At 64.6% G+C, this 16,572-nt stretch carries 13 protein-coding genes; 9 read left to right on the top strand and 4 right to left on the bottom strand.

Translation table 11 applies throughout. The features are described from left to right. Positions 1–53: 53 nt before the first annotated feature. The 4 genes from ACLRDN_RS20090 (at position 54) to ACLRDN_RS20075 (ending at position 6,483) form a co-directional block, all read left to right on the top strand. On the top strand, positions 54–2,261 hold the full coding sequence (locus tag ACLRDN_RS20090; protein WP_413457731.1) for a methyl-accepting chemotaxis protein: 2,208 nt from the start codon (positions 54–56) through the stop codon (positions 2,259–2,261). 12 nt (positions 2,262–2,273) lie between these two features. Then, positions 2,274–4,436 carry a chemotaxis protein CheA gene (locus tag ACLRDN_RS20085; RefSeq protein ID WP_413457730.1) on the top strand — a complete coding sequence of 721 codons (2,163 nt, stop codon included), beginning with the start codon at positions 2,274–2,276 and terminating at the stop codon, positions 4,434–4,436. Between the two features lie 116 nt (positions 4,437–4,552). Further along, positions 4,553–5,287 carry a ZIP family metal transporter gene (locus ACLRDN_RS20080; protein ID WP_413460424.1) on the top strand — a complete coding sequence of 245 codons (735 nt, stop codon included), beginning with the start codon at positions 4,553–4,555 and terminating at the stop codon, positions 5,285–5,287. Positions 5,288–5,541: 254 nt separating this feature from the next. Next, the gene (locus tag ACLRDN_RS20075) at positions 5,542–6,483 is read left to right on the top strand and encodes a LysR family transcriptional regulator (protein ID WP_413457729.1); all 942 of its coding nucleotides are present in this window, start codon (positions 5,542–5,544) and stop codon (positions 6,481–6,483) included. Between the two features lie 25 nt (positions 6,484–6,508). Here ACLRDN_RS20075 and ACLRDN_RS20070 read toward each other — a convergent pair whose 3' ends face one another. The 3 genes from ACLRDN_RS20070 to ACLRDN_RS20060 form a co-directional block, all read right to left on the bottom strand. Then, positions 6,509–7,366 (bottom strand): sulfurtransferase, encoded by an 858-nt coding sequence (locus tag ACLRDN_RS20070; RefSeq protein WP_413457728.1) that lies wholly within the window; start codon positions 7,364–7,366, stop codon positions 6,509–6,511. Positions 7,367–7,432: 66 nt separating this feature from the next. Further along, positions 7,433–8,350, bottom strand: a complete 918-nt coding sequence (locus ACLRDN_RS20065) for a DMT family transporter (protein ID WP_088755707.1) — start codon at positions 8,348–8,350, stop codon at positions 7,433–7,435. 221 nt (positions 8,351–8,571) lie between these two features. Further along, a complete protein-coding gene (locus tag ACLRDN_RS20060; protein ID WP_413457727.1) occupies positions 8,572–9,693 on the bottom strand; it encodes an aromatic ring-hydroxylating oxygenase subunit alpha in 1,122 nt (373 codons plus the stop codon). A 267-nt stretch (positions 9,694–9,960) separates the two neighbouring features. On the opposite strand from ACLRDN_RS20060, the gene ACLRDN_RS20055 reads away from it, so the two are divergent. From ACLRDN_RS20055 to dxs, 3 genes are all read left to right on the top strand, one after another. Then, complete coding sequence (locus ACLRDN_RS20055; protein ID WP_413457726.1) at positions 9,961–10,227, top strand: exodeoxyribonuclease VII small subunit; 267 nt, start codon at positions 9,961–9,963, stop codon at positions 10,225–10,227. Further along, positions 10,227–11,174 (top strand): polyprenyl synthetase family protein, encoded by a 948-nt coding sequence (locus ACLRDN_RS20050; RefSeq protein WP_413457725.1) that lies wholly within the window; start codon positions 10,227–10,229, stop codon positions 11,172–11,174. The genes ACLRDN_RS20055 and ACLRDN_RS20050 overlap by 1 nt, the downstream gene beginning before the upstream one ends. A 78-nt stretch (positions 11,175–11,252) precedes the next feature. After that, positions 11,253–13,118: a 1-deoxy-D-xylulose-5-phosphate synthase gene (dxs, locus tag ACLRDN_RS20045; RefSeq protein ID WP_413457724.1), complete on the top strand. Its 1,866-nt coding sequence runs from the start codon at positions 11,253–11,255 to the stop codon at positions 13,116–13,118. A 146-nt stretch (positions 13,119–13,264) separates the two neighbouring features. Here the strand turns inward: dxs and ACLRDN_RS20040 are convergent, their stop codons facing one another. Next, positions 13,265–13,819: a cob(I)yrinic acid a,c-diamide adenosyltransferase gene (locus ACLRDN_RS20040; protein ID WP_413457723.1), complete on the bottom strand. Its 555-nt coding sequence runs from the start codon at positions 13,817–13,819 to the stop codon at positions 13,265–13,267. Positions 13,820–14,124: 305 nt separating this feature from the next. On the opposite strand from ACLRDN_RS20040, the gene ACLRDN_RS20035 reads away from it, so the two are divergent. Together ACLRDN_RS20035 and ACLRDN_RS20030 are read left to right on the top strand one after the other, a co-directional pair. Further along, complete coding sequence (locus tag ACLRDN_RS20035; protein ID WP_088755702.1) at positions 14,125–15,540, top strand: FAD-binding oxidoreductase; 1,416 nt, start codon at positions 14,125–14,127, stop codon at positions 15,538–15,540. 125 nt (positions 15,541–15,665) lie between these two features. Further along, on the top strand, positions 15,666–16,556 hold the full coding sequence (locus ACLRDN_RS20030) for a LysR substrate-binding domain-containing protein (RefSeq protein WP_088755701.1): 891 nt from the start codon (positions 15,666–15,668) through the stop codon (positions 16,554–16,556). The last annotated feature ends 16 nt before the right edge of the window (positions 16,557–16,572 follow it).

Genomic DNA, 16,572 nt, shown 5'->3' with positions numbered 1-16,572 from the left:
GAGAAATCCAGAAGATTTGCGAGATCTGCAAAGAGGGAATAGGAACGCCGGCCATGGAACCGACCTTGCCGTACCTGTCGAAAAAGAAACTCCCGGCCGCCCGTGGGGCCGGCACCGGGAGCGCCGCCGTGGCCAGCGCCGATCCGCCCGGACAGGGCGGTAATGGCCTGCGCCTGCCCTGGCTGCACCGTTATTCCCTGCGTACCCAGACCAGGGTGCTGCTGGGCGTGCTGGCGCTGTCGCTGGCGGCCTTATGCCTGTTCATGTGGCTGGGCGCGCGCCTGTACCTGCTGGCGACCTTGCAGACCAACCTGGCCTCGGACCTGGTGATGCATTCCCAGCGCATTGGCAAGGCCGTGCCCAATGCCATCCAGGGCAATCCGCAGGCCTTCTTGCAGCTGGCGCAAAGCCGGCTCGAATTCAATCGCGGCCTGCTGCTGCTGAGCAGCGGTGGCCCTTATCAAGGTCAGAACATCGGGCTGCCCGACCCGGCGCTCAAGCCGGCGCTGGAGAACGTGGCCCGCATGTGGCGCCGCACCGACCTGGCGGCCGAGACCATCCTCGGCATGGAAAAGGAATTGACCGGCTTCGGCACGACCTTGAAGCGCCTCAACCAGCTGCTGCCCGTGATGCTGGACTTGAGCGAGCAGATCGCCATGCTGCAGTCCCAAGGCCGGCCCACCACGCGCGAGATGGCCGCTGCCAGCCAGCTGGTGATGCTGACCCTGCGCCTGGGCCGCAGCTCCAATGAATTCCTGACCTCCGAGGGCGTCAATGCGGAAACCGCCTTCATGCTCGGCAAGGACATCACCGCCTTTGGCGACCTGTTGAAGAGCCTGCTGGAAGGCAACGAGATGCTGCGCCTGCGTGCTGCCACCGATGCCGATTTGCGCGGCAAGCTGCAGGAGCTTACGCGGGTCTTCGGCGAATACCAGCCGCAGATCGCCGGCATCCTCGGCAACCTGCAGAATTTCATCGCGGCCAAGCGTTCCGAGCAACTGGTGTTCATGGAAAACGAAACCTTGAAACGCCACCTCACCGAATTGCAGGATGCCTACCGTGTCGCCCTCAAGGCGCGCTCCTGGACCTTCTGGGCCATGCTGTGCGCCATGGCGATGGCCCTGGTGAGCGCCATCGGCATCGCCCTGGTGCAATTGCAGAGCAGCCGCAACAATGCCGCCGCCGCTGAAGCCCGGCGCCAGGAAGCCGAACTGCAACGCCAGCTGGCTCAGCAGGAAGAAGAAAAGGCCATGCGCGCCAACCACCTGACCCAGGCCGCCGTGCTGCGGCTGATGACCGAGCTGCAGCGCGTGGCCGATGGCGACCTCACGGTGCACACCACGGTCTCGGACGACGTCACCGGTGCCATCGCTGACTCAGTCAACTACACCGTGGAAGCCTTGCGCGGGCTGGTCGAGCAGGTCACGCAGATGGCGGCCAAGGTGGCCTGGAGTTCCGAACACGTGCGCGGCACCACCACCGAGCTGGGTGCGGCCGCGCGCGCCCAGGCCCGGCGCATCCAGCGCATCGCCCAGGCCATGCTGGAGATGTCCAACCAGATCACCGGCATCTCGGTGTCGGCCGATGAATCCGCCGATGTGGCCCGGCACGCCGTGGTGGTGGCCGAGCGCGGCGCGCGCGCAGTGGAAGATGCAGTCAAGGCCATGGATGGCATCGGCGAGCAGATCCGCGAGACCTCCGAGCGCATCAAGCGCTTGGGGGCGTCCTCGCAGATGATCGGCGAGATCACCGACCTGATTTCGGACATCACTGAGCGCACCAATGTGCTGGCGCTCAATGCCGCCATCCAGGCGGCGTCGGCGGGCGAGGCCGGGCGTGGCTTCTCGGTGGTGGCCGAGGAAGTGCAGCACCTGGCCGAGCGCTCCAGCGCCGCCACGCGCGAAATCGGCGCGCTGGTGCGCATGATCCAGGCCGATACCCGTGACGTGGTGGTGGCCATGGAAAAATCCACCAACGGCGTCACCGATGGCGCCGTACTGTCGGACGCCGCCGGCAGCGCCCTGGCCGATATCCGCAGCGTCTCCAAGCGCCTGGCCGACCTGATCCAGGGCATGGCGGTATCGACCCGTGAACAGGCGGTCTCGGCCAATGGCGTGGCCCAGCAGATCCAGGGCATCCTGAGCGAGAACGACATCATCGAGCAAAGCCGCGAGCAGGTCGCCACGCTCTATGAAGAATTGTGGGATGCGGCGCGCCAGCTGGAAAGTTCGGTCTCGCGCTTCCGCGTCAAGGTTTCCTGAGTCAGTCATCCCATGACCACCAGCACCGAACACGTCCAGGGGCAAGCCATTTACGCAAGCGCTCGCACCACCGGCGGTGACGAACGTCTGCGCGACACCTTGCGCCCGCTGCTGGCCATCGTGCGCCAGCAAAGCGCAGCCTGGTTTGCACGCCTGGGCCAGGAGGACGACAGCCCCGGGCTGCCGGCGCTGGTGCTGCGCACGCTGGCGGCCCTGCGCGATTACGCCGGCAGCAGCGGTGCCACGGCATTTGCCGAATCGGCCTCGGCCTTGCTGGCCTCAATAGAGAACCAGGGCAGCGATGCCGCCGCACAGGCGCGTACACGCGGCCTGCTCGATACCGGCATCCAGACCCTGGCGGCACAGCTGGAAGCACCCCTGACACTGCCCACTTCCTCGCCCCCCGAACTGATCGATCCGGTGCTGCTGCCGGTCTTCCTGGAAGAGGCGCAGGAACTCATCGCCGGCATCGGCGAGACCTTGCTGGTGCTCACTGACAGCGAGCATCCCGCAGCGGTCGATACCGGTCTGCTGGCCGAACTGGCGCGGCCCCTGCATACGCTCAAGGGCAGCGCCCGCATGGTCGGTGCGCTGCACCTGAGCCGCTGCCTGCACGATATGGAAGGCGCCCTGCAGAGGCTGGGAGAGGGCAGCCCGGCACCGCAATCGGTGGCCGCGCTACTGGCCTTGTATGACCAGGCGGTGGAACACTTCAGTACGCTGGAGCAGGGCATGTTGGCGATACCGGCCGCAGCGCCTTCCACGCCTGCGCCTGGCGTGATGTCGATGGAAGGGCGGCTGACCGCGCCCCTGGTGCGCATCCGGACTACAGTGCTGGATAAGCTGCTGAATCAGGTAGGTGAAGTTTCCATCAGCCGCGCCCAGCTGGACAACGAAATCGGGGCGCTCCAAGGCGACGCACACCTTCTGGGTGAAGAATTGGATGCCATGGCACAGCAACTGCAGCGATGGCAGCGCAGCTGGGAGCCGGGCAGCGGGCAGCCCCGGGCCGAGGCCGCGACCGGCCTGACCGAACTGGCCAAGGCCATGGAAGCCGCCCTGGGCGCTGCCGTGGCACGCCAGAAGCGGCTGCTGCAACGGGTGGTGAAGACCCGCGAAGGCTTGCGCCAGCAAGGCCGCACCACGCGCGAGCTGCAGCAGGAGCTGATGCATGCGCGCATGGTCAAGTTCAACAGCATGGAGCCGCGCATGCAGCACCTGGCGCGCCAGGTGGCGGCCGAAACCGGCAAGCCGCTGGCGCTGGACCTGTCGGACTGCCGCCTGCAGATCGACCGCGCCATCCTGGAACGCCTCATGGGCCCGCTGGAACACCTGGTGCGCAATGCCGCCGTGCATGGCATCGAGGAGGCAGCGGCGCGCCGCGCGGCCGGCAAGCCGCCCAATGGCTGCCTGCGCATCCAGGCGGGCCACGAGGGCAATGAAGCCGTCATCCGCGTCAGCGACGACGGCCGCGGGCTGGACCTGGCCGCCATTGGCCACAAGGCGAAGCAACGCGGATTGGCGGGCGTGGAACAGTGGAGCGAAACGCGCCTGGCCGAGCTGATCTTCGAGCCCGGCTTCAGCACGCAATCGCAAGTCTCTGCCCTGGCCGGACGCGGCATCGGCATGGATGTGGTGCGCGCCGAAGTGGCTGCATTGGGCGGACGCATGACGGTGCATTCGCGGCCCGGACAGGGCGTACTCTTCACGCTCTACCTGCCGCTCTCGCTGGCGGTGCAGCAGGTCTGCCTGCTGCATCACGGACAGCAGCAGTACGCCATTCCTTCCACCCTCATCGACAGCGTCATCCAGCTGCGCAGCCAAGAGGCGCGCCAGGCCCTGGCGCGGCGCGCGCTGGAGCTCAATGGCCGGGAACTGCTGTTGCATCCGCTGCACGTCCTGCTGGACGAGCCGCCGCCGGGCACGGGCGAAGCCGCTTCGGCCTTTGCCTTGCTCATCAAGAACGGCGATGAACTGATGGTCATCATGGCCGACCACGTCAGCGGTAATCGCGAGGTGGTGGTCAAGCCGGTCGGGCCGCAGGTGGCGACCTTGGCCGGCATGGTCGGGGCTACCGTGCTGGGGGACGGGCAGATCGTGCTCATCATCAATCCGCTGCTGCTGGCCGGTTCGCGCCGCGTCGATGGCAGCGGCAGGGCGGCGGGCGTACAATAGCGGGCTTTGGGTGCGCGGCGCTCACGCCTGCCGTTTGCCCCTGCATCGTCTTTCGCCCGAGGTCCGTCATCGACTCCACACTCGTCTCCATCCTGCTGGCCACCACCTTGGCCGGCGTGGTCAGCATTACCGCTGCGGCGGTGTTCTCCTTCGCGCTGCTGTCGAAGGTGGTCGAGCGCATGGTCAGCCTGTCGGTGGGCATCATGCTGTCGACCTCGCTGCTGCATGCGCTGCCGGAAGCCTTTGAATCGCAAGCTGAACCGCATACGCTGTTCGCGGTGCTGCTGGGTGGCCTGCTGGTGTTCTTCCTGCTGGAGAAGACGGCCATCCTGCGCCACTCGCACCATCACGAAGACGATGGCCACGGCCATCACCACGGTCACGACAAGAAGGAAGCCGGCAAGGCCGGCTGGATGATCCTGGTCGGCGACGGCCTGCACAATTTCACTGATGGCATCCTGATTGCGGCGGCCTTCCTGGCGGATCCGCACCTGGGGCTGGTCACCGGGTTGGCCATCATCGCGCATGAGATCCCGCAGGAGATCGGCGACTTCATCGTGCTGCTCAACGCCGGTTTTTCGCGCACCCGCGCCTATGTCTACAACCTCATCTGCAGCCTGATGGCGGTGGCCGGCGGCGTGCTGGGCTACTTCATGCTGGAGCGCGGGATGGAGTGGATACCCTTCGTGCTGGTGTTTGCCTCCTCGGGCTTCATCTACATCGCCGTTTCCGATTTGATGCCGCAGATGCAGCGCCGCGCCACGCTGCGCGAGACGATCCCGCAGGTGATCCTGATTGCAGCGGGCGTGCTGATCGTGCTGGCGCTGACGCATCAGTCACACGTTCACTGAGGGCGTCCGGCCGCTGCGACGTGTCACGCTTCTGGCGCACTATCCAGCGCATGCCCACGCTGCAGACCAGGCCCAGCAGGCCGAAGAACAACAAGAGATCCTGGAGCACGATCCATCCTTTCATCGCCTCAAGGCGGGGTTGCGGATGGCTTCACTGTAGGGGTGCCGCGCGCGGTACGCCAATATCAAATCAGCCGGCCCGCCATCTCGAAACGAGATGGATGTGCCGCCAAAACCGGGCAGGGGAGAACAGCATGATTTCCATCCGGCAGTTGCGCTACTTCGTCGAGATCGTCGAGGCCCGCGGCTATACCCGCGCCTCCGAGCGCCTCTTCATCGCGCAATCAGCGCTGAGCCGCCAGATCAAGGAACTGGAAGCAGATCTCGATGTGGTGCTCATCAAGCGCGAGGCCAAGGCCTTCGAGCTGACCCAGGCGGGCCAGGATTTCTATGAGCGCAGCCGCCGCATCCTGCTCGACCTGGACCGCGCCGTAGCGCAGGCACGCACCATCGGCAAGGGCGAACACGGGGCCTTGCGCCTGCTGCATTCCAGCTCGGTGCCGCTGTCGGCACCGCTGGGTCCGACCCTCAATGCTGCGTTGAAGGATTTTTCCGGCATCTCGCTGGAAATCTCGCAGGCGCCCTCCGAGCATCAGGCCCGCGAGATCGTCGAAGGCAGTGCCGATATCGGCCTGGCGCGTTTGCCCATCCTGCGCGCGCATCCGAATCTGGAAAGTACCGTGCTCTACCGCGAGCGTCTGGTAGCGGCAGTACCTGCCACGCACAGACTGGCCGGCCGCAGCGAAGTGGAGATTGCGGAATTGCGGGATGAATTCTTCGTGACGGTGCCCCATCGCGATCGCGGCGGCTTGAGTTATCTGGTGGCCGAGCGCTGTATTGCGCACGGTTTCTATCCGCGCGTGGCGCGTGCCACCTCGCGCAAGAATTCCTTGCTGAGCCTGGTCAATGCGGGCTTCGGCATCGCTGTCGTACCGCAGAGCATGGCCAGTATTTCACTCTCGGCGGGCGTCAGTTTTCCCGCGCTCAAGGATGCCGATTTTCATTCGGAAGTGGCCCTGCTGCGCCGACGCGATGCGCCGGCCATGGTGCAGCAGTTCGTGGCGGCTTTCGCCGCCCGCCTGCAGGAGGCGGGGATCACGGGAATGACAGGAATCGAGGCACCCGACCTGCCATAGGGTGCGGCATGCCTCCCTGCAAGGATCAGTTGCCGGTGGCTACCGGACGCTGCGGATCGGAACTCCATTCGCTCCAGGAACCCGGATACAGATGGGCGCCCGGCAAGCCCGCCACTTCCAGTGCCAGCAGGTTGTGGCAGGCGGTCACGCCCGAGCCGCACTGCATGACCGCAGCCTGCGGATCGCCCACCACCGAGAGCCATTCCTCGCGCAGCTGCGTGGCACTCTTGAAGTGGCCATCGGCCTGCAGGTTGTCCTTGAAAAAGCGGTTCTTCGCGCCCGGAATGTGCCCGCCCACTGCATCGATGGTTTCGTTCTCGCCACGGAAGCGATCCGGTGCGCGTGCATCGACCACTTGCAGGGTTTGGCTCTTGAGATTGTCCAGCAGCGCTTGCGCATCCACAGTCTTCACCAGCGAGGACAGATCCTGGATGTTGCCCGGCGCAGCCGGTGCCGGCGTCTCGCTGGTCAGCGTTTCACCCAGCGCCTGCCAGGCTGCCATGCCGCCATCGAGCACGGCCACGTCGCTGTGGCCGATCCAGCGCAGCAGCCACCACAGGCGCGCGGCATACATGCCGCCGTGGGCGTCATACGCGACCACTTGCGTGTCATTGTTGATGCCCAGCTCGCGCATGGCCTGCACGAATTGCTGGCGGTCCGGTAGCGGATGGCGGCCATGGAAGCGGCCGGCGGCATCGGTCTTGGGACCGGAGAGCAGCTCATCCAGGTGGGCGAAGCGGGCCTGCGGCAGATGGCCGGCGGCATAGGCATCACGGCCGTAGGCGGGGTTGGTCAGGTCGTGACGGCAGTCCACGACCACAATGTTCAGATACTGCGCGCGCGATTTCAGTTCGCTGGCGCTGATGAGGATCTGGTAGGTCATGCGGCTCTCCTTTTGTTCATAGGCCCTGCAAGCGGGCAGGATTCAGGGATTCATTGATTCCTGGATTCAGACTTCGGTGGCGATCGGGTCCACCTTGGGTACGTTCTTGGCCACGGCCTGGCTCTTGCGCTGGTTGCGATACGTCGCCAGCATGCCGCTGGCCAGGATGATCGCCATGCCCAGCCAGCCAATCCAGCCCGGCGCATCATCCCAGATCAGCACGCCGAAGAGGCTGGAAAAGACGATGCCCGTGTATTGCAGGTTGGCCGTCACCAGGGTATTGCCGAGCCGGTAGGCGCGCGTCATGGCGATCTGCGCCGTGGTGGCCGTCAAGCCTATCATGAGCACCAGCAGCGCACCGATCCAGGAATGGCTGTGCCACAGCGGCACGCGTCCCGTTACCACGCTGCCGACCAGGCCGGCCAACACGCCCGTGGCAGAAAAGTAGAACACCACGCGGTACTCCGGTTCCCCCAACAGGCCCAGCTTGCGCACCTGCAGGTAGACCAGCGCCGAGAGCACGCCCGAGGCCAGCGAGATGGCGCCACCCAGCAACTGCTCGGCATTGAGCGATGGGCGCATCAGCAGTGCCACCCCGAGGAAGCTCAGCGCCACCGTGCCGGCCAGGCCCCATTCGAATTTCTTGTGGCCCTGCCACCAGCCGGCCACGAACAGCATCACCGCAATCCAGATCGAGGACATGTAGTTCAGCGTGGTGGCCGTGGCAATGGGCAGCAGGCTGAAGGAATAGAACCACATCCACAGCGAGACCACGCCCACGCCGCCACGGATGAGGTGGTCACGCGGGAAAGGCGTGCGCAGCGTGCCCCCGCGCAGGCGGATCAGGCAGAGGATGAAGAGCACGCCGATCACGCCACGGCAGAGCACGATCTCGGAGGTCGTGTAGTACTGGCTGGCGAGCTTGACGCACACGCCCATGACGGCAAAGAGGAATGAGGCGACGAGCATCCAGAGCGATTGCATGGCGACGGTTCAGTAGTGGGAGGGGAAAATGGGCAAGGCGCACGTATGGCGAGCACCAAAGAAAACGGCAGCCCCGGCGTGAACCGGGGCTGCCGTCGTGCAGCGGGAGCGGGAGAGGCGGATGCGGGAGGGCGGGCGACAATGACGGCGCAGACTACGTCCGTCGTGAGCTTGCCGCATTGCCTGCATCTGCTTTCCCCCTGCGCGGCCTGTTGGCCTGGTTATGGTGTGCTGGTTCCTTGCGGCACGTCCAGCTGCTGGCGATACCACTCGTGGAAGTGCTGCATGCCGTCTTCCATGGGCGACTGGTAGGGACCGACTTCGCTGGTGCCGCGATCCATCAGTATACGACGGCCGGCATCCATGCGCAGGGCGATCTCGTCATCCTCGACGCAGGTCTCCATGTAGGCCGCGCGTTCGGCTTCCACCAGCTCGCGCTCGAACAGGGCGATCTCTTCCGGATAGTAGAACTCCACCACGTTGGTGGTCTTCTGCGGACCGGTCGGCCAGAGCGTGGACACCACCAGCACATGCGGATACCACTCCACCATGATGTTGGGGTAGAGCGTGAGCCAGATGGCGCCGTACTTGGGCGGTTTGCCGTTGGAGAATTGCAGCAGCTTTTCCTGCCACTTGGCATAGGTCGGCGAGCCGGACTTGATCAGGCCGTGGTTCACGCCCACGGTCTGGACGCTGTAGTCGCGGCCGAATTCCCACTTCAGGTCGGAGCAGCTCACGAAGTTGCCCAAGCCCGGATGGAAGGGCTCGACGTGGTAATCCTCCAGGTAGACCTCGATGAAGGTCTTCCAGTTGTAGTCGCACTCGTGTACTTCAGTGTGGTCGTACAGGTAGCCGGAGAAATCCAGGTCGCGCGTCACGCCCAGGTTCTTCAGCTTGTCGGCGATGTTGACGCCGTTGTTCTCGAACAGCAGTCCATTCCAGCTCTGCAGCGGGGTCTTGGACAGGTTCATGCACGGCGTCTCGCCGAAATGCGGCGCGCCGATCAGTTCGCCCTTCAGATCATAGGTCCAGCGATGCAGAGGACAGACGATGTTGGTGGCATGGCCACGGCCATCGAGCATCTTGGCCTGGCGGTGACGACATACATTGGACAGCAGTTCAACCCCTTGCGCATTGCGCACCAGCATGCGGCCTTCGTTTTCCCAGGGCAGCGTGGAGTAGTCGCCAGCTTCGGGCACCATCAGCTCGTGGCCGACGTAACGAGGTCCCTGCTGGAAGAGTTGTTTCAGTTCCCGCTGATGGAGCGGTTCGTCAAAGTAGACGTGGACTGGAAGTTGCGCGTTTGAACGCGCCAATTTGGCAAAAGTAGCAAGATCGGACATTTCCGCCCCCAAATTAATTTGCACCAACCTAAGGAAGAAAATCCGCAAAAACCTATGTTCAAATAATATGAAGAGGAAATTTTGGACAGAACCGAGGATTATGCCACAAAACCCCCATAAGGGGCCGGGTTTTGTGGCCAAAATGCCAGTAAATTGGCCGAATTTACAAGCTCAGCTCGAAATCCGCTGACATTTCCACGCCCTTGATTGACTTGGGCAGCGCCGGTTTGTTCTAAAATACCGGGTTGGAATTTTGAATGGGTCGATATGCCTAGAACCTCTGCCGCCGGACCTTCCGCTGCTGCCTTGCCTGCCTCCTTCGAGGAGGCGATGGCCGAACTGGAACAGCTCGTGGCCCGCATGGAAGCCGGCGAACTGCCGCTGGAAGCCTCGGTGGCCGCCTACAAGCGCGGCTCCGAACTGGTGAAGTTCTGCGCCGGCCAGCTCGACAAGGTGGACAGCCAGGTCAAGCTGCTCGAAGGCGACATGCTCAAGCCGTTCAATGCGGCCGACGCTGCTGGCGGGGACGACTGATGAATGCACAGATGCCGGCCGCCAGCGCGCAGGCCCCGCTGACGTTTGCCGACTGGATGCGCCAGGTGCAGGGCGGCATGGAAGACGTGCTGGACCGTTTCCTGCCGGCGACCTCGGTGGTGCCAGCGCGCCTGCACGAAGCCATGCGCTATACCGCCATGGACGGCGGCAAGCGCGTGCGTCCGCTGCTGGTCTATGCCGCCGGAGACATCTTCGATACCCCGCGCGCGCTGCTGGACCGGGCGGCGGCGGCCGTGGAGATGATCCACGTGTATTCGCTGGTGCATGACGACATGCCCTGCATGGATGACGATGCCCTGCGCCGTGGCAAGCCCACGGTGCACGTACAGTACGATGAAGCGACTGCGCTGCTGGTCGGCGATGCGTTGCAGGCGCAGGCCTTCGATACCTTGTCGGCCCCGCTGGAGGCGGAGCTTGGCAAGAGCGATGCCGGCGTGACGGCGCGCCAGTTGCGCATGGTGAACCTGCTGGCCCAGGCCGCCGGTTCAGTGGGCATGTGCGGCGGCCAGGCCATCGACCTGGCCAGCGTGGGCATGACCCTGTCGCTGGCCGAGCTGGAACAGATGCATCGCCTGAAAACCGGTGCCCTGCTGCGCGCAGCGGTGCTGCTGGGCGCGCTGGGCGGCAAGGCGCTCGCCGCCGACGAGAGTGCAGCGCTGGACGACTACGCACGCGCCATCGGCCTGGCCTTCCAGGTGGTGGACGACATCCTCGATGCCACGGCCGACTCGGCCACGCTGGGCAAGACGGCGGGCAAGGATGCGGCGGACAACAAGCCGACCTATGTCTCGATCCTGGGCCTGGCCGAATCGCAGGCGCTGGCCGAGAAGCTGCGCGGCAACGCCCATGCGGCGCTGGCACCCTTCGGCGAGAAGGCGCGCCGCCTGCGCGAGCTGGCCGACCTGATCGTGCAGAGAAAGACTTAAGCGACGTAACCCGGCATGAAGACGGACCGCGCGGCATGTGCCAGGCGCGGGCTTCAGACCCCAACACGGTAAGAACAGATGCTCCTCAATACCATCAATGACCCGGCCGACCTGCGCCGCCTGTCCCGCCATCAATTGAAGCCGCTGGCCGAAGAGCTGCGCGGTTTCCTGCTGGACTCGGTCTCCAAGACCGGCGGTCACCTGTCCTCCAACCTGGGCACGGTGGAGCTGACCATCGCGCTGCATTACGTCTTCAATACGCCGCAGGACCGCATCGTCTGGGATGTGGGCCACCAGACCTACCCGCACAAGATCCTCACCGGCCGCCGCGAGCGCATGGGCACGCTGCGCCAGCAGGAGGGCATCTCGGGCTTCCCGCGCCGCATCGAAAGCGAATACGACACCTTCGGCACCGCCCACTCCTCGACCTCGATCTCGGCTGCGCTGGGCATGGCGCTGGCGGCCAAGACGCAGGGTTCGGACCGCCACGCCATCGCCGTCATCGGCGACGGCGCGATGACCGCAGGCATGGCCTTCGAAGCGCTCAACAACGCAGGCGTGCATGAGGACATCAACCTGCTGGTGATCCTCAACGACAATGACATGTCGATTTCGCCGCCGGTGGGTGCGCTCAACCGCTACCTGGCGCGCCTGATGTCGGGCAAGTTCTACGCCAAGGCACGCGACGTGGGCAAGTCCGTGCTGCCCGGCCCGGTGCTGGAATTGGCCAAGCGCCTGGAAGAACATGCCAAGGGCATGGTGGTCCCGGCCACCATGTTCGAGGAATTCGGCTTCAACTACATCGGCCCCATCGATGGCCATGACCTCGACTCGCTGATCCCCACGCTGCAGAACCTGAAGCACCTGAAGGGACCGCAATTCCTGCATGTGGTCACCAGGAAGGGACAAGGCTACAAGCTGGCCGAGGCCGATCCGGTGCTCTATCACGGCCCCGGCAAGTTCAACCCCAGCGAAGGCATCAAGCCCAGTGCGGGCGGCAAGCTGACCTATACCCAGGTCTTCGGCGACTGGCTGTGCGACATGGCCGCCGCCGACGAGAAGCTGGTGGGCATCACCCCGGCCATGCGCGAAGGCTCGGGCATGGTGGGCTTTGAAAAGAAATTCCCGAACCGTTACTACGACGTCGGCATCGCCGAACAGCACGCCGTCACCTTCGCCGCCGGCATGGCCTGCGAGGGAATGAAGCCGGTGGTGGCGATCTACTCGACCTTCCTGCAGCGCGCCTACGACCAACTGATCCACGACGTGGCCCTGCAGAACCTGGATGTGACCTTCGCCCTGGACCGTGCCGGCCTGGTCGGCGCCGATGGCGCGACCCACGCGGGCAATTACGACCTGGCCTTCCTGCGCTGTATCCCCAACATGGTGGTGATGGCGGCTTCCGATGAAGATGAGTGCCGCAAGATGCTCTCGACCGCCTATCAGTATCCGGGCCCGGCCTCGGTGCGCTATCCGCGCGGTGCCGGCATCGGTGCGACGGTGGAGAAGACGCTTGAGACCCTGCCGCTGGGCAAGGGTGAAATCCGCCGCCAGGGCAAGGATGTCGCCATCCTGGCCTTCGGCAGCCTGCTGGCACCGGCCCTGGGCGCGGGCGACAAGCTCAACGCCACGGTGGCCAACATGCGCTTCATCAAGCCGCTGGACGTGGAACTGGTCAAGCAGCTGGCCGCCTCGCACGATGCGCTGGTGACGGTGGAAGAGGGCTGCATCATGGGCGGTGCCGGTGCTGCCGTCTCCGAGGCCTTGGCCGCCGCCGGCATCAACAAGCCGGTACTGCACCTGGGCCTGCCGGACCGGTTCATCGATCATGGCGACGCTGCGCAACTGCTGGCGCAGTGCGGGCTGGATGCCGAGGGCATCGCGCAGTCCATCACCCAGCGCTTTGGCAAGGATGAACCCAAGCTGGTGGTCAACAACGGCTGAGGATGTGCGGTTGCGGGACTTAGTTTTTGCTGGAAGGAAACTAAATAAATCGTCACGCAACACTAAGTCATTGGGTCACCCAAACTGAAAACGCCCCGCCGGTTTCCTGCGGGGCGTTTCGCATTTCTCGTGCGGAGGAACACCGATCAGCGCTCCCGCCCCTTCTCCCACAGCACATCCTGTCCACCCGCCTCCCGGTTGAGCACGCGCGCCAGCACGAAGCACAGGTCGGAGAGGCGATTGAGGTACTGCCGCGCCGGGGCATTGACGCCAGCCTCGGCCTTCTCCAGCATCACCACGCTGCGCTCGGCGCGGCGGCACACGGTGCGGCACACGTGTGCCAGCGCGGCCATGCGCGAGCCGCCGGGCAGGATGAATTCCTTCAGCGGGGGCAGGGTGGCGTTGTACTTTTCCAGCAGGGCGTCCAGCCGCGCCAGGTGCGCGTCGGCCAGCACCGTATAGCCCGGGATGCACAGCTCGCCGCCGAGGTCGAAGAGGTCATGCTGGATCGACACCAGCTCTTCCCGCTGCGCGGCCGGCAGGTTCTCGCACAACAGCAGGCCCAGCTGCGAATTGAGCTCATCCACATCGCCCAGCGCCTGGATGCGCAGGCTGTCCTTGCCCACGCGGCTGCCGTCGCCCAGGCCGGTGCTGCCATCATCGCCCGTGCGGGTGGCGATTTTCGAAAGTCGGTTGCCCATCATTGCTCCTAGTTGATCCGCCGGGCAGCTTAAGCGCAAGCCCGGCCCAAGGCAAGCGCTTCCCATGCGCTGCGAGCAGTCGCGCGCCAGCTGGAAAAAACGCGTAAACAATTCACTTGATTTGGCCGATCGGGCAGCATGGAGGGGGACATTTGCGCAAACTAAAGTCGGCAAGAGAGTAAAATTCATTGATTGGATCAGTGGTCAGTCCACTGGAGCAGGCCGGGACGCCGCTTCATGACCCTGCATCTTCCCCGCACAAGACCACAAGAACACCGAGACACCAGACCCCTGAGAGACATTGCATGAACCACCTAGTTGACGCCCGGAAACTGAAACGCCCCGTGCCCCAGGCCCTGCTCGACGAGCTCAAGGCCCTCTTCGGCGAGCGCTGTTCCACCACCCTGGCCATGCGCGAGCACCACGGCCGCGACGAATCCTCCTACGATCCCATGCTGCCCGACGCCGTGGTCTTCGCCCACAGCACCGAGGAAGTCGCCGCCTTCGTCAAGCTCTGCAGCCAGTACGACACCCCCATCATCCCCTACGGCGCCGGCACCTCGCTGGAAGGCCACGTGCTGGCCCTGCAGGGCGGCGTCACGGTGGACCTGTCGCAGATGAACCAGGTCCTGGCCGTCAACGCCGAAGACCTGACCGCCACCGTCCAGGCCGGCGTCACCCGCAAGCAGCTGAACCAGGAGATCAAGGACACGGGCCTGTTCTTCCCCATCGATCCGGGTGCTGATGCCTCGCTGGGCGGCATGGCCTCGACCCGTGCGTCGGGCACCAATGCCGTGCGCTACGGCACGATGAAGGAAAACACGCTGACCCTGACCGTGGTCACGGCCCAGGGCGAGATCATCAAGACCGGCACCCGCGCCAAGAAATCCTCGGCCGGCTACGACCTGACCCGTGTCTACGTGGGCAGCGAAGGCACCCTGGGCATCATCACCGAAGTGACCGTGCGCCTGTATCCGCAGCCGGAAGCCATTTCGGCCGCGATCTGCTCCTTCCCCAGCGTGGCCGATGCGGTCAACACCGTCATCCAGACCATCCAGATGGGCGTGCCGCTGGCGCGTGTGGAACTGCTCGATGAAAACGGCGTGCGCGCCATCAATGCCCACGACAAGCTGAACCTGCCGGTCAATCCGCTGCTGCTGTTCGAATTCCATGGCAGCGAGAACGGCGTCAAGGAACAAGCCGAACTGGTACAGGACATCGCCAAGGAATTCCATGCGCTCGGTTTTGAATGGGCCACCCGCCCCGAAGACCGCACCCGTCTCTGGACCGCCCGTCACAACGCCTACTTCGCGCTGCTGCAACTGCGCCCCGGTGCCCGTGCAATTTCCACCGACTGCTGCGTGCCGATCTCGCGCCTGGCCGAATGCGTGCTGGCCACCAAGGCCGATTGCGAAGAGCAGGGGCTCATTCACGCCATCATCGGCCACGTCGGCGATGGCAATTTCCACGTGCAGATGATGGTGGACCCCAACGATCCGGCCGACATCGCCCGCGCCGAAGGCGTCAACGCCCGCATGGTGGCGCGTGCCCTCGGCATGGATGGCACCTGCACCGGTGAACACGGCGTGGGCCTGCACAAGATGGACTTCCTGATCCAGGAACACGGCGATGGCGCCATTGCCGTCATGCGCGCCATCAAGCATGCCCTCGATCCGAAGAACATCATGAACCCCGGCAAGATCCTGCGCTGGGAGCAGTGAGGTCGATGTATCACCCAGGCCAGGGGAGAAAAACTTAGTTTTATGCACCTGGCCTTTTAGTTCTTCGGCAATGCATTGTTAGTTTTCATCAGTTTTGCTTGAACCGCAGCAGGAATCCACCATCCATGGCCACCCGCCTTCCCCCCGTCCATGCCCTGTCCGCCTTCGAGGCGGCAGCCCGTCACAACTCGTTTGCGATTGCCGCCGAGGAACTGTGCATCACCCCCTCGGCGCTGTCGCACCGGATCCGCCTGCTGGAAGAGTTCGTGGGCGAGCGCCTGTTCTATCGCGACGGGCGCTCCATCGGCCTGTCCGAATTCGGCCGCCGCTACCTGGATGTGGTGCGCAGCGCCTTGCGCACGCTGACCGATTTCCCGATGCCCCACCGCAATGCGGCCGTGCAGCCCAAGATCAAGGTGATGCTGCCGCCGACCTTCGCGCGCCACCTGCTCATGCCGCGCATCGCCGACTTCACCCAGCGCCATCCGGAGATCGTGGTCGAACTGTATCTCTCGGTACCGCTGTATGACCTGTCGCTCTCGGAGAGCGATGTCGAGATCCGTTTCGGTGCCGGCAACTATCCCAACATCATCACCGAGAAGCTGTTCGAGGAACCGGCCTTCGCCGTGGCCAGCCCCGGCTACCTGAAGACCCTGCCGCCGATGAAGTCGCCCACCGACCTGCAGCACGCAACCCTGCTGCGTTCGGCGCTGGAGCCCTGGCAGCCCTGGTTCGAGGCAGCCGGCCTGAAGGATTGGGTGGAGCCTTCGTCCGGCCTGCGCGTGGACGACCTCGGCCTGCTGCTGGAAGCGGTGCGCCACGGCTACGGCATTGGTCTCACGCGCCAGCACTTTGCCGAAGAACTGCTGGCCCGGGGCGAGATCGTGGAATTGTTCGACGTGCGCCTGCGCACTCCGCCGCATGCGTATTACGTGGTCTACGAGCGCGCCGTGCGCGAGCGGCCCGAGGTCGATACCTTCATCAGCTGGATGCAGAACGCCTTCCGCAACATCTGACCCGGCTTTGTATCGC

This window comes from Herbaspirillum huttiense (assembly GCF_047300815.1).
Taxonomy (GTDB): Bacteria; Pseudomonadota; Gammaproteobacteria; order Burkholderiales; family Burkholderiaceae_D; genus Herbaspirillum; species Herbaspirillum huttiense_A.
Note: the sequence above shows the minus strand (reverse complement) of the source record. Positions and strands in the feature narration are given on the sequence as shown.